The sequence below is a fragment of the Tritonibacter scottomollicae genome, from assembly GCF_032924845.1.
In the GTDB taxonomy this organism is placed as follows: Bacteria; Pseudomonadota; Alphaproteobacteria; order Rhodobacterales; family Rhodobacteraceae; genus Epibacterium; species Epibacterium scottomollicae.
The window spans coordinates 2,664,121-2,683,996 of the sequence record NZ_CP136704.1 but is presented as its reverse complement, the minus strand read 5'-3'; the positions used below and the strand labels follow the sequence as shown (position 1 = coordinate 2,683,996).

The 19,876-nt window shown below is 64.3% G+C and carries 17 protein-coding genes, 1 other RNA gene and 1 riboswitch; of the genes, 7 read left to right on the top strand and 11 right to left on the bottom strand.

What is annotated here, in order from left to right:
• Window positions 1–1,779: a sulfoacetaldehyde acetyltransferase gene (xsc, locus tag R1T40_RS13385; protein WP_317384471.1), complete on the bottom strand. Its 1,779-nt coding sequence runs from the start codon at window positions 1,777–1,779 to the stop codon at window positions 1–3.
• Between the two features lie 279 nt (window positions 1,780–2,058).
• Window positions 2,059–3,525: a MocR-like pyridoxine biosynthesis transcription factor PdxR gene (pdxR, locus tag R1T40_RS13380; RefSeq protein ID WP_317384470.1), complete on the bottom strand. Its 1,467-nt coding sequence runs from the start codon at window positions 3,523–3,525 to the stop codon at window positions 2,059–2,061.
• A 195-nt stretch (window positions 3,526–3,720) separates the two neighbouring features.
• On the opposite strand from pdxR, the gene R1T40_RS13375 reads away from it, so the two are divergent.
• Both R1T40_RS13375 and R1T40_RS13370 read left to right on the top strand, forming a co-directional pair.
• The gene (locus R1T40_RS13375) at window positions 3,721–4,044 is read left to right on the top strand and encodes an ArsR/SmtB family transcription factor (RefSeq protein WP_317384469.1); all 324 of its coding nucleotides are present in this window, start codon (window positions 3,721–3,723) and stop codon (window positions 4,042–4,044) included.
• On the top strand, window positions 4,037–5,068 hold the full coding sequence (locus R1T40_RS13370) for a permease (protein ID WP_106161479.1): 1,032 nt from the start codon (window positions 4,037–4,039) through the stop codon (window positions 5,066–5,068). The genes R1T40_RS13375 and R1T40_RS13370 overlap by 8 nt, the downstream gene beginning before the upstream one ends.
• Window positions 5,069–5,236: 168 nt before the next feature.
• On the opposite strand, the gene R1T40_RS13365 is transcribed toward R1T40_RS13370, so the two are convergent.
• Window positions 5,237–5,818: a GNAT family N-acetyltransferase gene (locus R1T40_RS13365; protein ID WP_317384468.1), complete on the bottom strand. Its 582-nt coding sequence runs from the start codon at window positions 5,816–5,818 to the stop codon at window positions 5,237–5,239.
• A 103-nt stretch (window positions 5,819–5,921) separates the two neighbouring features.
• Complete coding sequence (locus R1T40_RS13360; RefSeq protein ID WP_106161483.1) at window positions 5,922–7,322, bottom strand: aminotransferase family protein; 1,401 nt, start codon at window positions 7,320–7,322, stop codon at window positions 5,922–5,924.
• A gap of 290 nt (window positions 7,323–7,612) precedes the next feature.
• On the opposite strand from R1T40_RS13360, the gene R1T40_RS13355 reads away from it, so the two are divergent.
• The 3 genes from R1T40_RS13355 (at window position 7,613) to ltaE (ending at window position 10,973) form a co-directional block, all read left to right on the top strand.
• Complete coding sequence (locus tag R1T40_RS13355; RefSeq protein ID WP_317384467.1) at window positions 7,613–8,425, top strand: BKACE family enzyme; 813 nt, start codon at window positions 7,613–7,615, stop codon at window positions 8,423–8,425.
• Complete coding sequence (locus R1T40_RS13350; RefSeq protein ID WP_317384466.1) at window positions 8,422–9,750, top strand: aspartate aminotransferase family protein; 1,329 nt, start codon at window positions 8,422–8,424, stop codon at window positions 9,748–9,750. The genes R1T40_RS13355 and R1T40_RS13350 overlap by 4 nt, the downstream gene beginning before the upstream one ends.
• A gap of 173 nt (window positions 9,751–9,923) precedes the next feature.
• Window positions 9,924–10,973 carry a low-specificity L-threonine aldolase gene (gene ltaE / locus R1T40_RS13345; RefSeq protein ID WP_317384465.1) on the top strand — a complete coding sequence of 350 codons (1,050 nt, stop codon included), beginning with the start codon at window positions 9,924–9,926 and terminating at the stop codon, window positions 10,971–10,973.
• A gap of 216 nt (window positions 10,974–11,189) precedes the next feature.
• Here the strand turns inward: ltaE and recR are convergent, their stop codons facing one another.
• The 3 genes from recR to R1T40_RS13330 form a co-directional block, all read right to left on the bottom strand.
• Window positions 11,190–11,789 carry a recombination mediator RecR gene (recR, locus tag R1T40_RS13340; protein ID WP_106161489.1) on the bottom strand — a complete coding sequence of 200 codons (600 nt, stop codon included), beginning with the start codon at window positions 11,787–11,789 and terminating at the stop codon, window positions 11,190–11,192.
• A 150-nt stretch (window positions 11,790–11,939) separates the two neighbouring features.
• A complete protein-coding gene (locus R1T40_RS13335) occupies window positions 11,940–12,284 on the bottom strand; it encodes a YbaB/EbfC family nucleoid-associated protein (RefSeq protein ID WP_106161491.1) in 345 nt (114 codons plus the stop codon).
• Window positions 12,285–12,394: 110 nt separating this feature from the next.
• Window positions 12,395–13,318 carry a GlxA family transcriptional regulator gene (locus tag R1T40_RS13330; RefSeq protein WP_317384464.1) on the bottom strand — a complete coding sequence of 308 codons (924 nt, stop codon included), beginning with the start codon at window positions 13,316–13,318 and terminating at the stop codon, window positions 12,395–12,397.
• Between the two features lie 82 nt (window positions 13,319–13,400).
• Here R1T40_RS13330 and R1T40_RS13325 point away from each other — a divergent pair, with 82 nt between their 5' ends.
• Window positions 13,401–13,946, top strand: coding sequence for a cysteine hydrolase family protein (locus tag R1T40_RS13325; protein ID WP_317384463.1), 546 nt, complete (start codon window positions 13,401–13,403; stop codon window positions 13,944–13,946).
• A 67-nt stretch (window positions 13,947–14,013) separates the two neighbouring features.
• On the opposite strand, the gene R1T40_RS13320 is transcribed toward R1T40_RS13325, so the two are convergent.
• Entirely contained in the window at window positions 14,014–15,837 is a 1,824-nt protein-coding gene (locus R1T40_RS13320; protein ID WP_317384462.1) for a DNA polymerase III subunit gamma/tau, read from the bottom strand.
• Between the two features lie 252 nt (window positions 15,838–16,089).
• Here R1T40_RS13320 and R1T40_RS13315 point away from each other — a divergent pair, with 252 nt between their 5' ends.
• On the top strand, window positions 16,090–16,620 hold the full coding sequence (locus R1T40_RS13315; protein ID WP_317384461.1) for a protein-tyrosine phosphatase family protein: 531 nt from the start codon (window positions 16,090–16,092) through the stop codon (window positions 16,618–16,620).
• 81 nt (window positions 16,621–16,701) lie between these two features.
• On the opposite strand, the gene R1T40_RS13310 is transcribed toward R1T40_RS13315, so the two are convergent.
• From R1T40_RS13310 to R1T40_RS13300, 3 genes are all read right to left on the bottom strand, one after another.
• Complete coding sequence (locus tag R1T40_RS13310) at window positions 16,702–17,100, bottom strand: hypothetical protein (RefSeq protein WP_106161499.1); 399 nt, start codon at window positions 17,098–17,100, stop codon at window positions 16,702–16,704.
• Between the two features lie 122 nt (window positions 17,101–17,222).
• Window positions 17,223–17,463: riboswitch (cobalamin riboswitch) on the bottom strand.
• Window positions 17,464–17,585: 122 nt separating this feature from the next.
• An RNA gene (gene ffs / locus R1T40_RS13305) (signal recognition particle sRNA small type) lies at window positions 17,586–17,684 on the bottom strand.
• A gap of 75 nt (window positions 17,685–17,759) precedes the next feature.
• Window positions 17,760–19,658 carry a 5'-nucleotidase C-terminal domain-containing protein gene (locus R1T40_RS13300; RefSeq protein WP_317384460.1) on the bottom strand — a complete coding sequence of 633 codons (1,899 nt, stop codon included), beginning with the start codon at window positions 19,656–19,658 and terminating at the stop codon, window positions 17,760–17,762.
• Window positions 19,659–19,876: the final 218 nt, after the last annotated feature.

Below are 19,876 nucleotides of genomic sequence, written 5' to 3'. Positions count from 1 at the left end.
TCAGGCGCCTTCCTGCGGGCGCATGTCATCGGCGGAAATGCCCGCGACCTCAACCGGGTTCTTCATCGCATCGCGACGGAACGGCTCGCCCAGTTCCTGGTTGATCAGCGCCTCGATCAAGGTGGTGATGCCGTTCTTCTGGTCCTCGATGGCCTGATGCAGGGCGGAGGTCAGCTCGTCCATGCTTCGGGCGACAACGCCCTTGAGGCCGCAGGCATTGGCGATCCCGGCGTAGGTGACCTTGGTGTCCAGCTCGGTGCCGACAAAGTTGTCGTCGAACCACAGGGTGGAGTTTCGCTTTTCCGCACCCCATTGGTAGTTGCGGAACACCACCTGGGTGATCGCGGGCCATTCCTCGCGACCGATCGCGGTCAGCTCGTTGACCGCAATGCCGAATGCACCGTCGCCGGCAAAGCCCACAACCGGCGTGCCCGGGCAGCCGATCTTGGCCCCCATGATGGCGGGCAGGCCGTAGCCGCAGGGGCCAAAAAGACCCGGTGCGAGGTATTTGCGCCCCGCCTCAAACGACGGGTAGGCGTTGCCGATGGCGCAGTTGTTGCCGATGTCGGACGAGATGATCGCCTCTTTCGGCAGGGCGGACTGGATCGCGCGCCAGGCCATGCGCGGGCTCATCCAGTCGGGCTTGTCGGCGCGGGCGCGCTGGTTCCAGCTGGTGCCGGGATCGTCGTCCTCGTGATCCATCGAGGCCAGCTGCTGTGCCCAGCGGGATTTGGTCTCGGCGATCTTGGCCTTGCGGGCGTCGCGACCGGCGTCGCCCGCAGTGTCAGACAATTGGCCCAGGATGCCGGTGGCCACCTTGGCCGCATCGCCGATGATGCCGACTGATACGGTCTTGGTCAGGCCGATGCGGTCCGGGTTGATGTCGACCTGGATGATTTTGGCCGCCGCGGGCCAATAATCCATGCCATAGCCCGGAAGGGTCGAGAACGGGTTCAGACGGGTGCCGAGGCAGAGCACCACATCGGCCTCCTTGATGAGGTCCATGCCCGCCTTGGAACCGTTGTAGCCCAGAGGACCCGCAAACAGCGGGTGCGAGCCAGGGAAGGCGTCGTTGTGCTGGTAGCCGACGCAGACCGGCGCATCGAGCCGTTCCGCCAGCGCCATGGAGGCGTCGATGCCGCCCTTGGACAGCACCACACCGGCGCCGTTCAGGATCACCGGGTTTTTGGCGTTCGACAGCAGGTCGGCGGCTTGCGCAAGGGCGCTTTCGCCGCCGGCGGGACGTTCGAACTCGACGATGGCGGGCATCACCACGTCGATGACCTGAGTCCACATATCGCGTGGGATGTTCAGCTGTGCCGGGGCGGAGGCGCGCTTGGCCTGCATAATGACGCGGTTCAGAACTTCGCACACGCGGGACGGGTCGCGAACCTCTTCCTGATAAGCCACCATGTCCTCGAACAGTTTCATCTGCTCGACCTCTTGGAATCCACCCTGACCGATGGTCTTGTTGGCGGCCTGCGGGGTGACCAGCAAGAGCGGCGTGTGGTTCCAATAGGCGGTTTTGACGGCGGTGACGAAATTGGTGATGCCGGGGCCGTTCTGGGCGATCATCATCGACATCTTGCCCGTCGCCCGCGTGTAGCCATCGGCCATCATGCCGGCGCTGCCTTCATGGGCGCAGTCCCAGAAGGTGATCCCGGCCTTGGGGAAGAGGTCGGAGATCGGCATCATGGCAGAGCCGATGATGCCAAAGGCGTGTTCGATGCCATGCATCTGCAGGGTTTTGACAAAGGCTTCTTCGGTGGTCATGCGCATGATGCGGTCTCCCGTTTGCCCGGCGGTCCGATGCGGCCGGCGCTGATCGTCTTTATTCCGGTTTAGGCGGCGCCGGAACGCGGCGTTAGGGCCAGTTCTCCGGTGCCGTAGCTCCAGCGGCTGGTCTGCCCGGGATTGGGGCTGAGCAAAGGCCGTGATAGCGGGGGGCTCCCGCCCGTCCTCCATGGTCCTGGCGGACCATATCGTCCCGTTGGGCCCTGCGCGGTGCATCTGTGATGCGCCGTCGAAGGGGCGGGAGCGCCCCCCTTGCCGAGGTGCTCACGGGCGGGCGTTGCGGATTGCCTCTGCCACATGGGCCACCCCTTGCGGGATGCGCTCGCTGGCGATGGAGGAATAGCCGAGCCGGTAGAAATTATGTCGCCGGGTCTCGGTAGAGAAGAAGGGCGCGCCGGGTTCGATGATCACGCTGTTGGCGCGCAGGTCTTCGGCGGCGCGGCCCATGTCGACATGCGCTGGCGCCTGCATCCACAGCGACGAGCCACCGTAGAGGCTGCGGTTTGCAGGGATCAAGCCGTGGCTGGAGATCGCCTCCTCCAGCACCGCGCGCCGTTCCTGCAGCACCCGCGCCATGCGGCGGATCTGCGCGTCGTAGTGACCCAGTGATAGGAAATAGGCCACCGTGCGCTGGATATGACCGGGCGGGTGGCGCAGCACATTGGCCCGCAGCGCGCGGGCCTGACGGATGAAGGGCTCCGACCCCACGAGGTAGCCCAGCCGCAGCCCCGGAAACAGCGATTTCGAGAAACTGCCGAGGTAGATCACCCGCCCGTCGCTGTCGATCGACTTGAGCGCGGGCGAGGGCGGCGCGCGAAAGGACATCTCGAATTCGTAGTCGTCTTCGACCACGATGGCGTCGATCTCCTTGGCGCGGCTCAGCAGCGCCTTGCGTCGCGCCATCGGCATGGTGGCCGTGGTCGGGCTCTGATGGCTGGGGGTGGTGAAGATCACATCCGTGTCCGCCGCGATCTGTTCCGGCGGCAGGCCGTCGCTGTCCACCCCGATTACATCCAGCGCGCAGCCGGTGTGGCCCAGCTGGTCGCGCAGGGTGTAGTAGCTGGGATCCTCGATCGCCGCCTTGCGCCCCTGCTGCAATAGCAACTGGACCACGATCCAGAGCGCGTTTTGCGCCCCCAGCGTGATCAGGATCTCCTCCGGGCGGGCGATGATGCCGCGGCGCGGCAGGGTGTGGCGGGCGATATATTCGATCAGCAGCGGGTCGTCCTGGTCGAAGTAGTCGCCGGTCATGGCGGCAAAATCCTTTTGCCCCAGTGCCCGCAGCGCACAAAGCCGCCAGTTGGCATGGTCGAACAGCGTGGCATCCGCCTGCCCGTAGATGAACGGATAGCGGTAGCTGCGCCAATCCTTGGGCTTGCGCGGGGTGTCGCCACCGGTGAACTGGCGGGTGATGGTGCCGGCCCAATCGACTGTTTCCTGCCCCTTTTCGGTCGGCGAAAAGGAGGGCGGCACCGGAGCGGTTCCAGAGACAAAAAAGCCCGACCGTCCCCGCGCGGTCAGGTAGTCGTTGGCCACCAGTTCCGTATAGGCCAGCGTCACGGTGATGCGGCTGACCCCGAGATGGGCGGCCAGCTTGCGCGAGGAGGGCAGCTTTTCTTCGGCGCGGAACCGACCCGAGAGGATGCCGGCGGCGATCATCTCCTGGATCTGCGCCTGCAGCGTGCCCTGTGCGTCCGGGTTGAGGAAAAAGGTTTCGACGGAAATAGCCATCGCCAGAGCCTATTCTGGACTTATGTGCAAAGCAATCTGGACCGTGCGGATGCGGGCAGGTTTTTGCGTCGGCGCCAATTCCTGCCGCAAAGACAGCGGGGTAGGCGGGCAGACCTGGCGGTATGGATTGCCGCTTGCGACATGCCCTATAAAACCATAAAACTAGTTTTATCGAATCGAATGAGGAGATCCGACATGGATCCATCACTTGCCGCGCAGGGATTTTCTGCGATGGGGTCCGAGGCCCGCCTGGAGGTGCTGCGTGTCCTGGTACGCGCCGGGGAAGCCGGGTTGACGGTCGGAGAGATCCGCGACCGCACGGGCATCGCCGCCTCGACATTGGCGCATCACCTGAAATTCCTCGCCGCCGCCGATGTGGTGGCGCAGGAAAAAGCCGGGCGCAGCACGATTTGCCGCGCCAATTTCACACATCTCGAACGCCTTGCGGGCTTCATCCTCAGCGAATGCTGTCAGGATGCGGATGCAGGGCTTGCCGGAAGGGTTGCCAACGATGGCTGATACATCTGTTTCACAACGTCCGGCACGCATCGCTTGGAGCTGGCTGCAAAGCCCTTGGACCATCGGGGCGCTGATCCTGCTGGCGGTGGCGGTGCTGGATATGGCGAATTTCGTCCCCGTGCTGAGCTTTGCCGCCGCTGCACTGCTGTCGACCTCGAAGTACATTCTTTTTGCGGTGACACTGCTGGCCTATCTCAAGGCCACCGGGGCCGAGGCGCTGGTGGCGCGGGCCTTTGTCGGGCGCGAAACACGGATGATCTTTTTTGCCGCGCTCCTGGGCGGGCTGGCGCCGTTCTGTTCCTGCGAGGTCATTCCCTTCATCGCCGGGCTTCTGGCGCTGGGCGCACCGCTTGCGGCGGTGATGGCATTCTGGCTGTCCTCGCCCCTGATCGACCCGCCGACGCTGCTGATTACAGCTGCGGCGCTGGGCTGGCCCTTTGCGATCGCCAAGGCAGTGAGCGCGGTGGCGCTGGGCCTGTTCGGCGGCTTCATCATCAAGGCGCTGCGCAGTGGTGGGCTGTTTGCCCAGCCGTTGAAAAAAGCGCCGGTCAAAAGCTGCTGCGGCAGTGGCACGCCCAAGATTGAGCAGCAGCCCAACTGGAGGTTCTGGCAGGAAGAGGATCGCCGTGCGACCTTCCGCAAGGAGTTCATTGAGAACGGGCTGTTCCTGCTGAAATGGCTGGCCTTCGCCTATGTGCTCGAGGCGCTGCTGGTGACTTACGTGCGCCCCGAGTGGATTGCCTCGCTGGTGGGTGGCGAGGGCATCGTGCCGATCGCCACGGCCGCGTTGGTGGGCATGCCGGCCTATCTGAACTCCTATGTCGCGCCGCCGCTGCTGGCGGGGTTGATGACCCAAGGCATGAGTGCTGGCGCGGCGCTGGCCTTCATGGTGGCGGGCGCGGTCAGCTCGATCCCGGCGATGGCGGCGGTCTGGTCGCTGGTGAAACCGCGGGTGTTTGCGATGTATCTGGGGCTTGGGGTCTCCGGCGCGATCCTGTCGGGGGTGGTGTTCCAGATGATCTGACGGGACGGCTCGGCGGGCCGCGCGCCTTCGGCGCAGGAGCTGCCGAGATGGCTCTGAGGGGCAGGTCTGCCCCTCAGAGCCGTTTTCCATTTTGGGATGGGAAAGCGCGTCAAGGACAAGCCGCCCGAACGGGCGGGGCCTTTCGGCCTCCCTGACCCGCATGTGCTGTCAGCGGGCTGCCATATGGGCAAGGTTGGCGCGCACCATGGGCCATTCGGCGGCGGTGATCGAATAGACGGCGGTGTCGCGGAGGGTGCCATTGGGCAGGATGCTATGCGCCCGCAGAATGCCGTCGAGCTTTGCGCCAAGGCGTTCGATGGCGGCGCGGCTCTGGCGGTTCAGCACATGGGTGCGAAACTCGACCGCGATGGCGTCCTTTGTGTCAAACGCATGGGAAAGCATCAGCTGTTTGATCGCGGTGTTGAGGCCGGTGCGCTGCACTGATTTTCGATACCAGGTGGAGCCGATCTCTGCCCGGTGATTGGCCTGGTCGATGTTCATGAAGGTGGTCATGCCCACCGCGCGGCTTGATGCGTCGAGGATGGCGAAGGGGACCATGCTGCCGGCCTCCTGCAAGGCCAGACGGCGGCTGATTTCGGCCGCGATCCCGTCGGGCGCGGGCACGGCGGTGTACCAGAGGCGATGCAGTTCGCCATCGGCTGCGGCCTCGGCCAGATCCGGCGCGTGATCGTGGGACAGGGGTACGAGGCTTGCGATCTCGCTCTGCAATTGGGTCGGGGTCATCCACATGGGCCTGGCCTTTCGAAAGAATATCTCTCCCGTCCAGATGCAGAAAAGGTGGCCCCATCTAAAGGGCCACCTTTCGCAATTCTTGCCGATCCAATTTGCGAGATCAGCCAAAGACCGTGGTCAATGCCTTGTCCACCGCATCGGTGATCTGGTCGATGTCGTCTGCGGTGGCGATCAGCGCGGGGGAGAAACACAGCGTGTTGTTGCGCCCCGGCACCGACCGGTTGGTGACGCCGATGATCACCCCGTGGTTGCCGCATTCGGCCACCACTTTTTGGGCCAGCGTCTCGTCCACCGGCTCCTTGCTGTCGCGATCCGAGACCAGCTCGACGCCGAGGAACAGCCCCTTGCCGCGGACATCGCCGATGACCGCGTGTTTTTCCTGCAAGGCCTGCAGGTTGGACATCATGCGCGCGCCCATGGCGGTGCAGTTTTCCAGCAGGTTCTCGTCCTCGATGATGCGCATGTTCTCCAGCGCCGCCGCCGGGCCTGCGGTGCAGCCGCCAAAGGTGGAGATGTCGCGGAAATAGTTCATCTTGTCCGACGGGTCGTCCTTGAACAGGTCAAAGACCTCCTCGGTGGCGACCATGCAGGCGATGGCCGCGTAGCCGGAGGCGACGCCCTTGGCCATGGTCACGAAGTCGGGCTTGATGCCGTAATGCTGGTAGCCGAACCAATGGGTGCCGGTGCGGCCGATGCCGCAGACCACTTCGTCGATGTGCAGCAGCACGTCATATTGCTTGCAGATCTCCTGCACACGCGGCCAGTAGCCCTCGGGCGCCTCGATTACGCCACCGCCTGCGGTGACCGGCTCCAGGCAGAGCGCACCGACAGTGTCCGGGCCTTCACGCAGGATGACCTCCTCGATCAGGTTGGCGGCGGCGATGCCGAACGCCTCACCGGACAGATGTTCCAGCCCCAGCTCGTGCTTGCGGTATTCCATGCAATGCGGCACGCGCACAAAGTCCGGCGCGAAGGGGCCGTATTGCGCGTTGCGCTCGTCCTGACCGCCTGCGGACATCGCCGCCAGGGTGGAGCCGTGGTAATCACGGTCGCGGTAGAGGATCTTGGTTTTCTTGCCGCCATACTTCTTATGCGCGATCTGGCGCACCATCTTGAAGGCTTTCTCGTTCGCTTCCGAGCCGGAGTTGCAATAATAGACCCGCGACATGCCGGGCATCTTCTCGATCAGCTTCTCAGCATAGAGCGCGCCGGGGACCGACCCCGCTGCTTGTGCGAAATAGCACATCTTCATCATCTGATCGTAGACCGCCTTGCAGATGCTTTCGCGGCCATAGCCCACGTTGACGGTCCAGACCGCGCCGGACACCGCATCGAGCCATTCCTTGCCGTTTTGATCCCAGACGCGCATGCCCTTGCCCTCGACAATGATGCGCGGATCGGAGGATTCAAACGGCTTGTGCTGTACCAGATGGTGCCAGACATGCGCCTTGTCGGCGTCGATCACATGGCTGAGGTCGTTATCGGTGAACGTGCCGTGCATGACATGTTCCTTTCATTCTGGAAAAGCGGTGAGAATCGTCCGGCTGGCGGACACACTCTGTCCTTGAACAGCAAAGGACAATTCCGCCATTCGGAATAGGTCCAGTTGACCCTGAGGTTTGAGGCCACAGGTCCGGGCTGCAATTGTGACAGGGAAGATGAGTGCGAAAGAACGTTTGTGCTGCGCTGTGCTGCTTGAGCACATACGTGCGAAGGGTCACAGTCGGTGCGACACACAGGGGCTCTGGCGATGATGACCGGCTGGGGCAGATCGGTAAGGGGGCCGGAACGATGGTGGAATTCACGATGATGGTCGCCCCGAACGGGGCGCGACGGGGCAAGGGGGATCATCCCGCGCTGCCGGTGACAACGGCTGAGATCGCCGAGACCGCGCGGGCCTGCCATGTGCTTGGCGTGCAGACCCTACACCTGCATGTGCGGGACGGTGAGGGCGTGCATTCGCTGGATGCCGGGCGCTACCGCGCGGCCATCGCGGCGGTAGCAGAGAGCGCACCCACCATGGGCGTGCAGATCACCACCGAAAGCGCTGGTCTTTTTGACGTGCCCGCACAACTGGCCTGCCTTGAGGCGCTGCGCCCGGCGGCGGCGTCTGTATCGGTGCGCGAGATGGCACGCGATGCCGGACTGGCGGCGCGGGTCTATGCGCTTTGTGCCGAGGCGGGCACTGAGGTGCAGCACATCCTCTATTCACCCGCCTGCGTGGCGCAGCTCAAGGCATGGTATAAGGAGGGAACTGTGCCGCTGCAGATGCGTGACGCGATCTTGGTGCTTGGCCAATATGCCACCAGACAGCCCGCACGCCCCGCGATGCTGCCTGCGTTTCTGAAGGAGATCGCGCCGTTACAGCTGAGGTGGACCCTCTGTGCCTTTGGTCCCGAGGAACACGCCTGCCTGCTGGCCGCCATCACGGCGGGAGGACAGGTCAGGATCGGCTTTGAAAACAGCCTTGGCGCACAGGATGCCGCGCCATGGGCGGACAATGCAGCTTCGGTCACGGCTTTTCTCAACCTGGCAGAGGCGCAGGGTCATCGCCTTGTTCCACTGGCCGCTACCCCGGACACAACCCTGCGAGATTTCTCATGAGCCATGTCTTTCCCCGTCACAGCACATCCGACCTGCCCACCGCCGTCGCGGGCGAGGGCTGCTACCTCATTGACGCCAATGGCAAACGCTACTTTGATGGCTCTGGCGGCGCGGCGGTCTCCTGTCTGGGGCATTCCGATGCTGCGGTGATCGAAGCGGTCAAGGCGCAGGTTGAGACGCTGGCCTTCGCCCACACTGGATTTATGACATCGCAGCCGGCAGAGGCTTTGGCGGATCTGTTGATCTCCAACGCGCCCGGCACGCTGGACCGGGTCTATTTTGTCTCCGGCGGGTCGGAGGCCACGGAGGCGGCGATCAAGCTTGCCCGCCAGTATCATCTCGAACGGGGGGAGCCGCAGCGCCGTCATCTGATTGCGCGGCGGCAGAGCTATCATGGCAATACGCTTGGTGCGCTGGCGGCGGGGGGCAATGCGTGGCGACGGCAGCAATTTGATCCGCTGCTGATCGGCGTGTCGCATATCGCGCCCTGTTATGAATATGTGGACCGCACCGAGGGCGAGAGCAGCTTTGACTACGGCCAACGGGTGGCCAATGAACTGGAGGCGGAAATCCTGCGGCTGGGGCCGGAGACGGTCATGGCCTTCATGGCGGAACCGGTGGTCGGGGCGACCCTGGGTGCGGTGCCGGCGGTCGACGGCTATTTCAAGCGTATCCGCGAGATCTGCGATCAATATGGCGTGTTGCTGATCCTGGATGAGGTGATGTGCGGCATGGGGCGCACCGGGCACCTGTTTGCATGCGAGGCGGATGGGGTCGCGCCAGATATCCTCTGCATCGCCAAGGGGCTTGGCGCGGGCTACCAGCCCATCGGGGCGATGCTGTGTTCGGCGGCGATCTACGATGCCATCGCGAGTGGCTCGGGGTTCTTCCAGCATGGTCACACCTATATCGGTCATCCGGTGGCGACTGCGGCAGGGCTGGCGGTGGTGACCCAGATGCAGGAACGCGATCTGGTTGCCCGCTGCGCCCGCATGGGTGAGGTGCTACAGGCGGCTCTGGTCGACCGGTTTGGTCAGCACCCTCATGTCGGGGACATCCGGGGCCGCGGCCTGTTCCGTGGTTTGGAACTGGTGGCGGATCGCGACGACAAGACTCCGTTTGATCCTGCGCGGGGCTTGGCCGCGCGTGTGAAAAATGCAGCGCTGGAAGCCGGTTTGATCTGTTATCCGATGGCTGGCACGCGGGATGGTCGCAACGGGGATCATATCCTCTTGGCGCCGCCGTTCATTCTCAGTGAGGCGCAGATCGGTGAATTGACCGATAAGCTGTCAGATGCGCTTGGTCGGGCCTTGTCAGCAGGGTGAGGCCGTTGTGCGACCTTTAAGCCGGGAGGGTCAAATGCGCAGGTGAAGGCAGGGCTGGATTGTACTTGCAACGCTGGCAACCATTGCACCTTGGCGGGCCTTGGTTTCAATATGCGGCCAAAGCGGAATGCGCCACCGGTCACGGTCGGGGCGAGAGCAAAAGGACGATGACCATGAGCCAATATTCACAAACGCCCGGAGCAAATATTGCAGAGGTGATCTGTGATCTGCGCAGCGACACCGTGACCCGCCCGGATGCTGCCATGCGCGCGGCGATGGCGGCAGCAGAGGTCGGTGATGACGTTTATGGCGAGGATCCAAACGTCAATCGGCTGGAGTCAGCTCTGGCCGAACGCTCCGGCAAGGAGGCGGCGCTGTTCCTGCCCACCGGCACCCAGAGCAACCTTGTCGCCCTGCTGGCCCATTGCGGGCGCGGCGAGGAGATCCTCACCGGGCGCGGCTATCATGTCTACAAATACGAGGCCGGCGGCGCCTCGGCGCTGGGCGGGATCGTGCTGGATCCTCTTGGAGTGTCCGAGGATGGCGGTCTGCGCCCGGCGGATATTGCAGCGGCGGTGAAAGAAGATGATTCCCATCATCCGATCACCCGCCTGCTGTCGCTGGAAAACACCCACAACGGCAAGGCGGTGTCTCTGGCGCGGCTGGACGAGTGCATCGCACCAGTACGGGCTGCCGGGCTGTCGGTGCATCTGGATGGTGCGCGGGTGTTCAACGCGGCGACAGCATTGGGCTGTGAGCTGACGGAGATCGCCGGGCGCTTTGATACGGTCTCGATCTGTCTCTCGAAAGGGCTGGGCGCTCCGGTGGGCTCGGTTCTAGTGGGGCCTGCGGATCTGATCGACCGGGCCCGCCGCTGGCGCAAGATGGTCGGCGGCGGCATGCGGCAGGCCGGTGTTCTGGCCGCAGCGGGGCTGCATGCGTTGGACCACAACGTGGCGCGACTGGCCGAAGACCATGCCCGGGCGGAGGCCCTGGCCTCCGCCCTGCGCGACCTCGGGGCAGGATCTGTGGAGCAGGATACCAACATGGTGTTCTTCACGCCCTCAACGGGCGAGAATGTCGCGCTTGGCATGGCGCTGGCCAAACAGGGCGTGGTGATCTCCGCCGGGGGCACGGGGGCAATCCGCATGGTGCTGCACAAGGATGTCACCGACGACGGGTTTGCCGCCACTCTTGCAGGGCTCAAGGCGCATCTCAGCTGAGGTTTTGCGAGCTGTGATGGGGAGGGTCTCCCGCCCCCGGTTGATGCAGCACAGCTGCCCCGCCCGGCGTTGGGCCGGGCGCCGCGCCTGTGGCGCGGCGCGCATCGCGTGCCCCTTGGGCACGCGATGCCACCCCCAAGGGGGTGAGATCGCCAGATCGTAAACGCGCGGGAGCGTCTCCCCAGCCTGAGCCAGATACGGCCCGGGGGCAGTTGCCTAGATCTCCTTGCGCGCCCGGAGGGCTGCGGAAATCGTTCCGTCATCGAGGTAGTCCAGCTCGCCGCCGATCGGCACGCCCTGCGCCAGCGAGGTCAGCTTCACCCGTCCTTCCAGCTGGTCGACGATGTAATGCGCCGTGGTCTGACCGTCGATGGTGGCATTGAGCGCCAGGATCACCTCGCTCACCGCTTCGGTTGCCACCCTGTCCACCAGCCGCGGGATGCGCAGATCTTCCGGCCCCACCGCGTCCAGCGCAGAGAGCGTGCCGCCCAGCACGTGATAGCGGCCCTTGAACACACCGGCGCGCTCCATCGCCCAGAGATCGGCCACATCCTCCACCACGCACAGCTCGCCATTGGCGCGGGTCTCATCCTCGCAGAGCGCACAGATGTCGCTGGTGCCCACGTTGCCGCAGTTCAGACACTCGCGCGCGGTCTCCGCCACCCGGCTCATGGCGTCTGCCAGCGGTGTCAGCACCAGCGCGCGCTTGCGGATCAGATGCAGTACCGCGCGCCGGGCGGAACGCGGGCCCAGCCCCGGCATCTTTGCCATCAGGGCGATCAACGCCTCGATATCACTCACGTCATGCTCGGCCATGGAATTGTCCTGTTCTTCTTATGTTCGAGTAGTGCGCATCATCCGCCGCAGTGCAAGCCCCATGTCGTATACGCCCCGCATATCACATGGGCCTATTACATGAAAAAAGGCGACCCAAAGGCCGCCTTTCGTTCGTCTGAGCGCAGCGGATCAGAACGGCAGCTTCATGTCCTTTGGCAGGCCGAGGCCTTCGGACAGCTTGGTCATCTCATCCTGCGCGCGTTCGGCCGCCTTGGCCTGCGCGTCCTTCACCGCGGCGAGGATCAGGTCCTCGACCACTTCCTTGTCGTCGCCGTTGAAGATCGATGGGTCGATGTCGAGCGATTTCAGATCGCCTTTTGCAGATGCGGTTGCCTTCACAAGGCCCGCGCCCGCTTCGCCCACCACCATGATGTTATGCAGCTCGTCCTGCATTTCACCCATCTTGGATTGCATTTCCTGGGCTTTTTTCATCATCCCGGCCATATCGCCGAGGCCACCTAGGCCTTTGAACATATCCTATCACTCCTGATGTCAGGTTTGCCCTGTTAGATACGTGCGCCACCCCGCGCAGGCAAGGGCAAAGCCCAAATGCAGGCCGCAAACCGCAGTCCATTTGGGCCGGTTCAGCTCATGGGCGTGCGAAACCGGCTGCGATACGCCCCGGGGGTGAGGCCGGTGATGGATCTGAAGGCGCGGGCAAAGGCGGGCACATCACGGTAGCCCACGTCCCAGGCGATCTGGGCGATGCTGGCCTGGCTGCGCTCCAGCGCGCCGCGTGCCTTCTCGACGCGCAACGCTTGCAGGTAGCTCGCGGGCGGGGTGCCGGTGGCGGCAGTGAACCGCCGCACGAAGGAGCGTTCCGACAGGCCGGCCACAGTCGCCAGCACTGGCACCGTGAGCGCGGTGCCAAACTGTTGATCCATATGCCGCTGCGCCAGCAGCACCGCCGCATCGCCATGCTGACGGGGTGGGGCGAAGGTGGAATAGGCCCGCTGCTCCCGCCCGCCGGGGTCGACCAGCAGGTGACGCGCCAGACGCGAGACCATCTCGGCCCCGTACCAGCGTCCGGTCAGATGCAGGCCGAGGTCGGTCCAGGCCATCAATCCGCCAGCGGTGATCACGTCGTGGTCGTCCACGAGGATATGCTCCGGTGCGAGGCGCACATCCGGGAAGCATTGGCGAAACTCCTCCTCCAGTGCCCAATGGGTGGTCGCGGGACGCTGGGACAGAAGCCCCGCCTGACCCAGCCAGAATGCCCCCGCGCAGACCGAACAGGCCAGCGCCCCCTGCGCGTGCTGTTGCACGGCCCAGGCGACCAGCGGATGATCGGGCACGGGCCGTGTGCCTTCGATGGAGGGGGCGAATACGAAAGCCGCCACTGGCGCCTGCGGGAGCGCGTCCGGTGCAAGAACGCGCACATCCAGCGGTGTGCATGTGGGATCCAGTCTTGGAACCAGCGCAAAGAGATCCTGCAGCCCCCAAAGCGCCGCGCGCTGCGCACCCGGCGCGTCCAGCAGGATGATCGGTAGGTTTGGCGTATTTTGCATGATGTTCGGCATATGCGCCAAGTGCAGTGGTAGTCAACCTGCGCCAATCTCGCCGGGACAGATCAGACAAAGGAGTATGACCATGCCAAGGACGGCACTGATCCTAGTGGATATCCAGAACGATTATTTCCCCGGTGGCGACTGGGAGCTGCACAAGATGGACCCGGCCAGCGCCAATGCGGCGCGCCTGCTGGCGGCGGCACGGGTGAACGGTGACCCTGTGGTGCACATCCGACACGAGAACCCGTCGTCCGAGGCGCCGTTTTTCCGTCCTGGCACGCCGGGCGCTGAAATCCATGCCTCAGTTGCGCCCATCGAGGGCGAGAGGGTGCTGACCAAGCACCGGCCCAACAGCTTTTATGAGACGGGTCTGCTGGAGCTGCTCCGCGACGCCGGGGTGGAGGCCGCTACCCTCTGCGGTGCGATGAGCCAGATGTGCATCGACGCCACCGCCCGCGCTGCGGCGGATCTGGGGTTTGCTGTGACCGTGGTCGAGGATGCCTGCGCCGCCCGCGCCATGGAGTTTGGCGGTGTCACGGTCCCGGCTGAACAGATGCATGCCGCGTTCATGGCCCCCTTGGCGATGAGCTACGCGACGGTCACGCAGACCGCCGCCCATCTCGCATAGGGCGAGCAGACCACGGCTGCCCGTCCAGCCCCGCGAAATCTACGCCGAAGCCTTCGCGGGGCTGATCTCATTCCTCAAACGGGTCCCATTCGTCCTCGACCTCGGGCAGGGCCTCGGCCTGCACTTCGGCCTCCAGCTCCTCGGGGGTGCGGATCTTGGTGATCTTGGCGCTGGGAAAATTCTTCAGAACCGCCTGCACCAGCGGATGGGCCGAGGCCTCCTTGCGCAGGGCGTTTTCGGCTGCATCCCGCAGCTCCGCAATGGTCGGCGCGTCACCGTCCGAGGCGATGGAGACCACCCAGCGGCTGCCGGTCCAGTTCTGCAGCGCCGTGCCTAGGCGGGCTGCCAGATCTTGCGGAGCCTTCGCAGCAGGGGTGAATTCGATCCGCCCGGGTTGGTAGGACACCAGCCGCACGCCGCCTTCGACCTCGACAAGCAGTTTCACGTCGCGGTGTTTGCGGATCAGCTCGATCACATGTTCAAAACTCGGATACCGCGCCAATGCACTGTCGAGGCGCGGGGCCACTGCGGCGGCCTGCCCGCCACCTGCCGACATCGTATGCCCGCCATTGGGTCCACCGCCGGGGGCGCCCTGCGGCGGGGCGGAGGCGTAAGCCGGAGCCCCGCCCCCCCCGCCCGCTGCAGGCGACCCCATGCCCTGCATGGGGTGTCCGCCGCCTGGACCCGGCGGCGGAGGCGGCGGTGTATCCTGCAGCTTGCGCACGAGTTCTTCGGGCGAGGGCAGGTCGGCGACATGGGTCAGGCGGATGATCGCCATCTCTGCCGCCATCATCGCATTGGGTGCGGCGGCGACTTCTTCCAGCGCCTTCAAGAGCATCTGCCACATGCGCGTCAGTACCCGCATCGGCAGGCGGCTGGCCATGTCCTGACCTCGCGACCGCTCATCCGGGCTGATGGTTGGATCGTCGGCGGCATCGGGCGTGATCTTCACCACCGAAACCCAATGGGTGATCTCGGCCAGATCGCGGAGCACCGCCATCGGGTCGGCGCCCTCGGCATATTGCCCGGACAGCTCCGTCAGTGCCGCCGCCGCGTCGCCGCGCAGGATCATGTCCATCAGATCCAGCACCCGGCCCCGGTCGGCCAGCCCCAGCATCGCCCGGACCTGTTCCGCCGTCGTCTCACCCGCACCATGGCTGATCGCCTGATCCAGCAGGGAGGTCGCATCGCGGGCCGAGCCTTCGGCGGCGCGGGTGATCAGCGCCAGCGCATCCTCGGCGATTTCGGCACTCTCGGCCCCGGCGATCTTGCGCAGCAGCGCGATCATCACCTCCGGCTCGATCCGGCGCAGGTCAAACCGCTGACAGCGCGACAGCACCGTCACCGGCACCTTGCGGATCTCGGTGGTGGCAAAGATGAATTTCACATGCGCCGGTGGTTCCTCCAGCGTCTTCAACAGCGCGTTGAAGGCGGAGGTCGACAGCATGTGCACCTCATCGATGATGTAGATCTTGTAGCGGGCCGAGGCGGCGCGATAGGCGACGCTGTCGATAATCTCGCGGATGTCGCCAACCCCGGTGCGCGAGGCGGCGTCCATCTCCATCACGTCCACATGGCGCCCCTCCATGATCGCCAGGCAATGCTCGCATTTGCCGCAAGGCTCCGTGGTGGGGCCGCCGGTACCGTCCTCGCCGATGCAGTTCATGCCTTTGGCGATGATCCGCGCGGTGGTGGTTTTGCCGGTGCCGCGAATGCCGGTCATGATGAAGGCCTGAGCGATGCGATCCGCGGCAAAGGCGTTCTTCAGCGTGCGCACCATGGCGTCCTGACCAACCAGATCGGCAAAGGTCTCGGGCCGGTACTTGCGTGCCAGAACCTGATATTGTCCGCCTTGCGGGGCGGGGGCGGTCTCGGGGCTATGCTCGCTCATGAGGGCCTTTCGGATGGTCTTTGAGGGGCGCTGCCCGGATTCGTGGACGGCGCCGAAATGATCCCGTGCAAACTAAGCGGCACCGCGCGCTTCGTCCACCGCTGTTGCGCGGCCTGCGTGTTTCAAGGCGCACACTGAGCAGGGTGAATCCGGCCGCGTGCAAAAAAGGCTACCGATCAGCTGCTTGCCGAGGCTATGGTATCTTGTACTGTATCGCGGGTTTAGGGTCGCGCCTCCCGGGGGGGAGATTAAATGGTGAGTGCTTCTGAACTGCAGCCGCACCCGGCTGCGCAACCTCTTGTGCTTCATGCGCTGTCGATTGGTGACGGCATTCTTGCGCTCAGCCAGGCACCTGGGGCAGGGGGCGATTACGCTGGTGATCTTCGACTGATCGGAGAATGGAAACCCTCGATCGTAATCTCGATGACCACCCGCGTGGAGCACGTCATCCTGGGGGTCGAGAATATCGGCAGCGATCTTCAGGGGCTCGGCAGTCGTTGGTTCCACTTGCCTGTGGATGATTTTCAAACCCCTGGCGATGACATGCAGGATCGCTGGGCCGATGTCAGCGCGTTGGCGCGTCAGGCGATGTCGGGTGGCGGTCGAGTGCTGGTGCATTGCAGGGGCGGCTGCGGGCGCTCCGGTATGGTTGCCCTGCGATTGATGATCGAGAGCGGGGAGCGCCCGGATGCAGCATTGGCACGATTGCGGGCGCAGCGCCCCTGCGCTGTGGAAACCGATGCGCAGTTGATCTGGGCCCAAGGGCCGCGCAGCGCCCCCTAGTCGCGCGATGGCAGCTGTAGCTGATCGGCAGGGCTGGATGTTCGCGTGGAGCGGCAGGCGCTCTGGCCGGGTCGCGGGAGGTTACATCGGTACAATGGTTTCGGCGCGTGTCAGGCTGAGGGGCCGGGCTTCACCAAAGGCGCGCGGCACCTCTGCCGCACTGCGGGCCGGCAGATCGGCCATGTCCGGCGACAGCATGGCATCGGCAAACCGGTCCAGTGTTTCGGTCTCGGTGCTCGCCGAGACATCACAGAACACCCGGATGCGATCATGACTGGCGGCGAACCGCGCCGGACAGGCTTTTTCACAGCCGTCGAGCTGGCTATCGCCCGAAATCTCAAAATCGTCACGGGTGACGGCTCGTGCGCGGTCAAGCGCTCCGGCAAGGGCGCGCAACATACGCTCTGCCGCCGGGCAGGGGCGGCCCAGATGCATACAGGTTGTCGCCACAAAATCATGTGTCTGTTCGGGATTTTCCATCAAAGTGCCCTCCGCACAAAGTATCATGTCGGGGCGGTGCGGCAGGAGAGACCGTTGGCAGCGGGGATGCAGTGAACCTGCGGTGTGCCATCAGACCTCATCCAGGACACCCCGCCCGGTTTCAGGTTCTTTCGGTGATGGCAGGTCTCCTGACTTGCGGGTCGCTGCGTGCCGGTCCTTCCCGGTCCAACTGGCCGCCTTGGCCTCTGGAACCAGTGGTCACACCGGGTTGCTCGCCGCTTACAGTTGCGGGGGCAGTCATGGACTTGGGTCTGGGTCTGTTGCCCATCGCCTCACCATGTTCCCTTTTCATTCCAAACAGCCAAAGCGGGCCAGTTGGAAACCATCACCAATATGGGTAGCGAGCTGCCCGCCGAGTCGTCAACGATGTTATCGCTGCAGCTGCATAATACTCGCACGCAGGCGGGCGAGAGATACGGCGGGGTCTTCTAAACACAAAACCCCGCCAATGGCGGGGCTTCGTGAAGTGAGAGGTTGGACATCGACCCAAGCGGGGCTCGTTGTGGCTGCTTCCTTCCGGACCTGACCAGGTTGGCGAGGCGCTTGCCCGCGCCAACCCCTCGAATCCCGATATAGGGAAATGATGGAATGATGACAACCCGGCGCCGTGGGATTCCTGGTAGCTCTGCCGTGTCCGTTCAGAGATCCAGGGTCAGCGACAGGAAGCCGCTTTCCATCGCCGTGGCACTGGCGGCGACGTGGTCCGGCAACTCGTAGAGGAAACTGCGTGCGCCGGGGCCGGTGATGGCGACCGCCTGCACCCCTAGGTCAGGACGGAGCTGCCAGGGGTAGGGAAGTGTTGCCAGCGGGTCCTTTTGCACTGCACCGGTCACATAGGCCGTGACCGCATCCCGGATCATCATCGGCGCAAGTTGCAAGGTCGGAGCGTCCCCCAGCATGCGAAAGTTGCCCCCGCCACTGCTGCGATAGCTGTTGTAGGCAACGGCAAACAGTTGGTCCTGTCGCAGGGGCGACCCATTCCAGCGCAGGTTTCGGACACGTCCCGGCGCATCGCTGACCGGTCGCCCATCCGCATCAAAACGCGCGGGGGCGGTTGGGTCGATCTCATACTCCAGCCCAAAAATCACATCGAAATTATGCCCCGCACGATCCGGGTTGGCCAGCAGGGTCCCTGGCATATCCGGGGTGAGCTGATTGAACAGCCCGGCCGACATTTCCAGCCAGTCCGTCAGCTGGGCACCGCTGACAATCACGCAGCGCAGCTCGTTCGGGTAGATATAAATGTCGGCGACATGGCGTCGGGACACCTTGCCAGCTGGTACATGCGTATAGTTAAGCGGCCCGGCCCGCCCGCCGAACTTTGCCGGCGCCACAGCGGAAAGAAGCGGCAGCCCAGCATGCGGTGAAGCTGCGAGAAGTGGGCGAACCGCAGCGGCCTGCGCTTGTGCCGTCAACGCCAGAGCCCGATCCTCTCCAAAGAAGGTGAAGTAGGAATGATGCGGCTTTGACAAGGTGCCAACCGGGGTTGCCATATCGGCGCGGGTACGGGTGTGCGCCGTGGCAAGGCCTGCGACCATCTCTGGCGCTTCGGGCACGAGCGGCTGCAGACCTTTTGACGAACGGGTGCTCACCGCGCGCAGGTCACAGGTCGCATGCTGCACCTGCCAGCCGTCCGCGGTCTGCTCCAGAAACAGATCCACCACGCCGAGGTGAGAGCCGCTGGAGCCGGGCATCACAACAGGCACGCCCAATCCGTCCTCGGAACCATTGGCCGAAGGCAGCAGCAGATGCGTGTGCCCGCCGACCGCAGCATCGAGGCCTGGCAAGTGTGAGAGCGGGCGCAGGGCGTTCTCCATACCGCGCGCGGCCTGGGCTGCCGCAAGCCCGGTATGCGCCAAGGCGATCACCACGTCAGCGCCCGCTGAACGAAGCGTTGCAATGGCGGTGCGGGCGCTGTCGACCATATCGTCGATGCGCACACGCCCCGCGAGGTGGTCGGCATCCCACAACAGGGTTTGCGGTGGCAGGACGGAGAACAGGCCGACGCGCACCTCGGGCGCATCCGCCGCAGCGCCCGGAATACGGCGCGACAGGATCAGGTGCGGTTCCACATGCAATGCAACGTCAGGCGCGCAGGGGTGTACGTTGCTGCAAATCGCAGGGCACGGCAGCGCGCGCAATGCGCGGTTCAGCGTGTCCAGGCCAAAATTGAACTCGTGATTTCCCAGTCCGACTGCATCATAGCGCAGTATACCAAATGCGTGGATGGCAGGCGGAGGTGCGTCGGGGTTTGCGGCATCAGTTTCCGCCAGTGGTGAGCCCTGAAGCCAATCGCCATTGTCGACAAGCAAGTCGATGCCGCCTTCTGCCGCCACTTCGGCACGCGCCTGGGCGATCAGACTTCCAGTCCGGCTCAGACCGATGCCCGGATGAGGGGTGTCCGCATAATAATCATGGCCAAGGAGGTGACTGTGTACATCAGACGTCGCAAGCAGTCGGAGGCGCGCTGGCACCTCTGTCACGTCTTCATCGGCCCCATTCGTCCCTGTGGGGCCTTGGTCGGATCCAGTCATCATGCGCCATTCATCGCCAGTCGTCGGCACCGTTTGCCACCATGTCCGGGGCGTTCCGGGGCTTCTCGAATTAGTTAACGTCGAGAAGAGCAGGCTTAAGCGTTGCGCGGAACCCTCACGTCGCGCTTTTTTCGAGTTTTTGTGAAGCGTGGCATTTTTGCTTGAGTCGCTTCGGGGAATGCGGCATCGCCTGTGTAAAACACCGTGTTATCGCCGTTGCC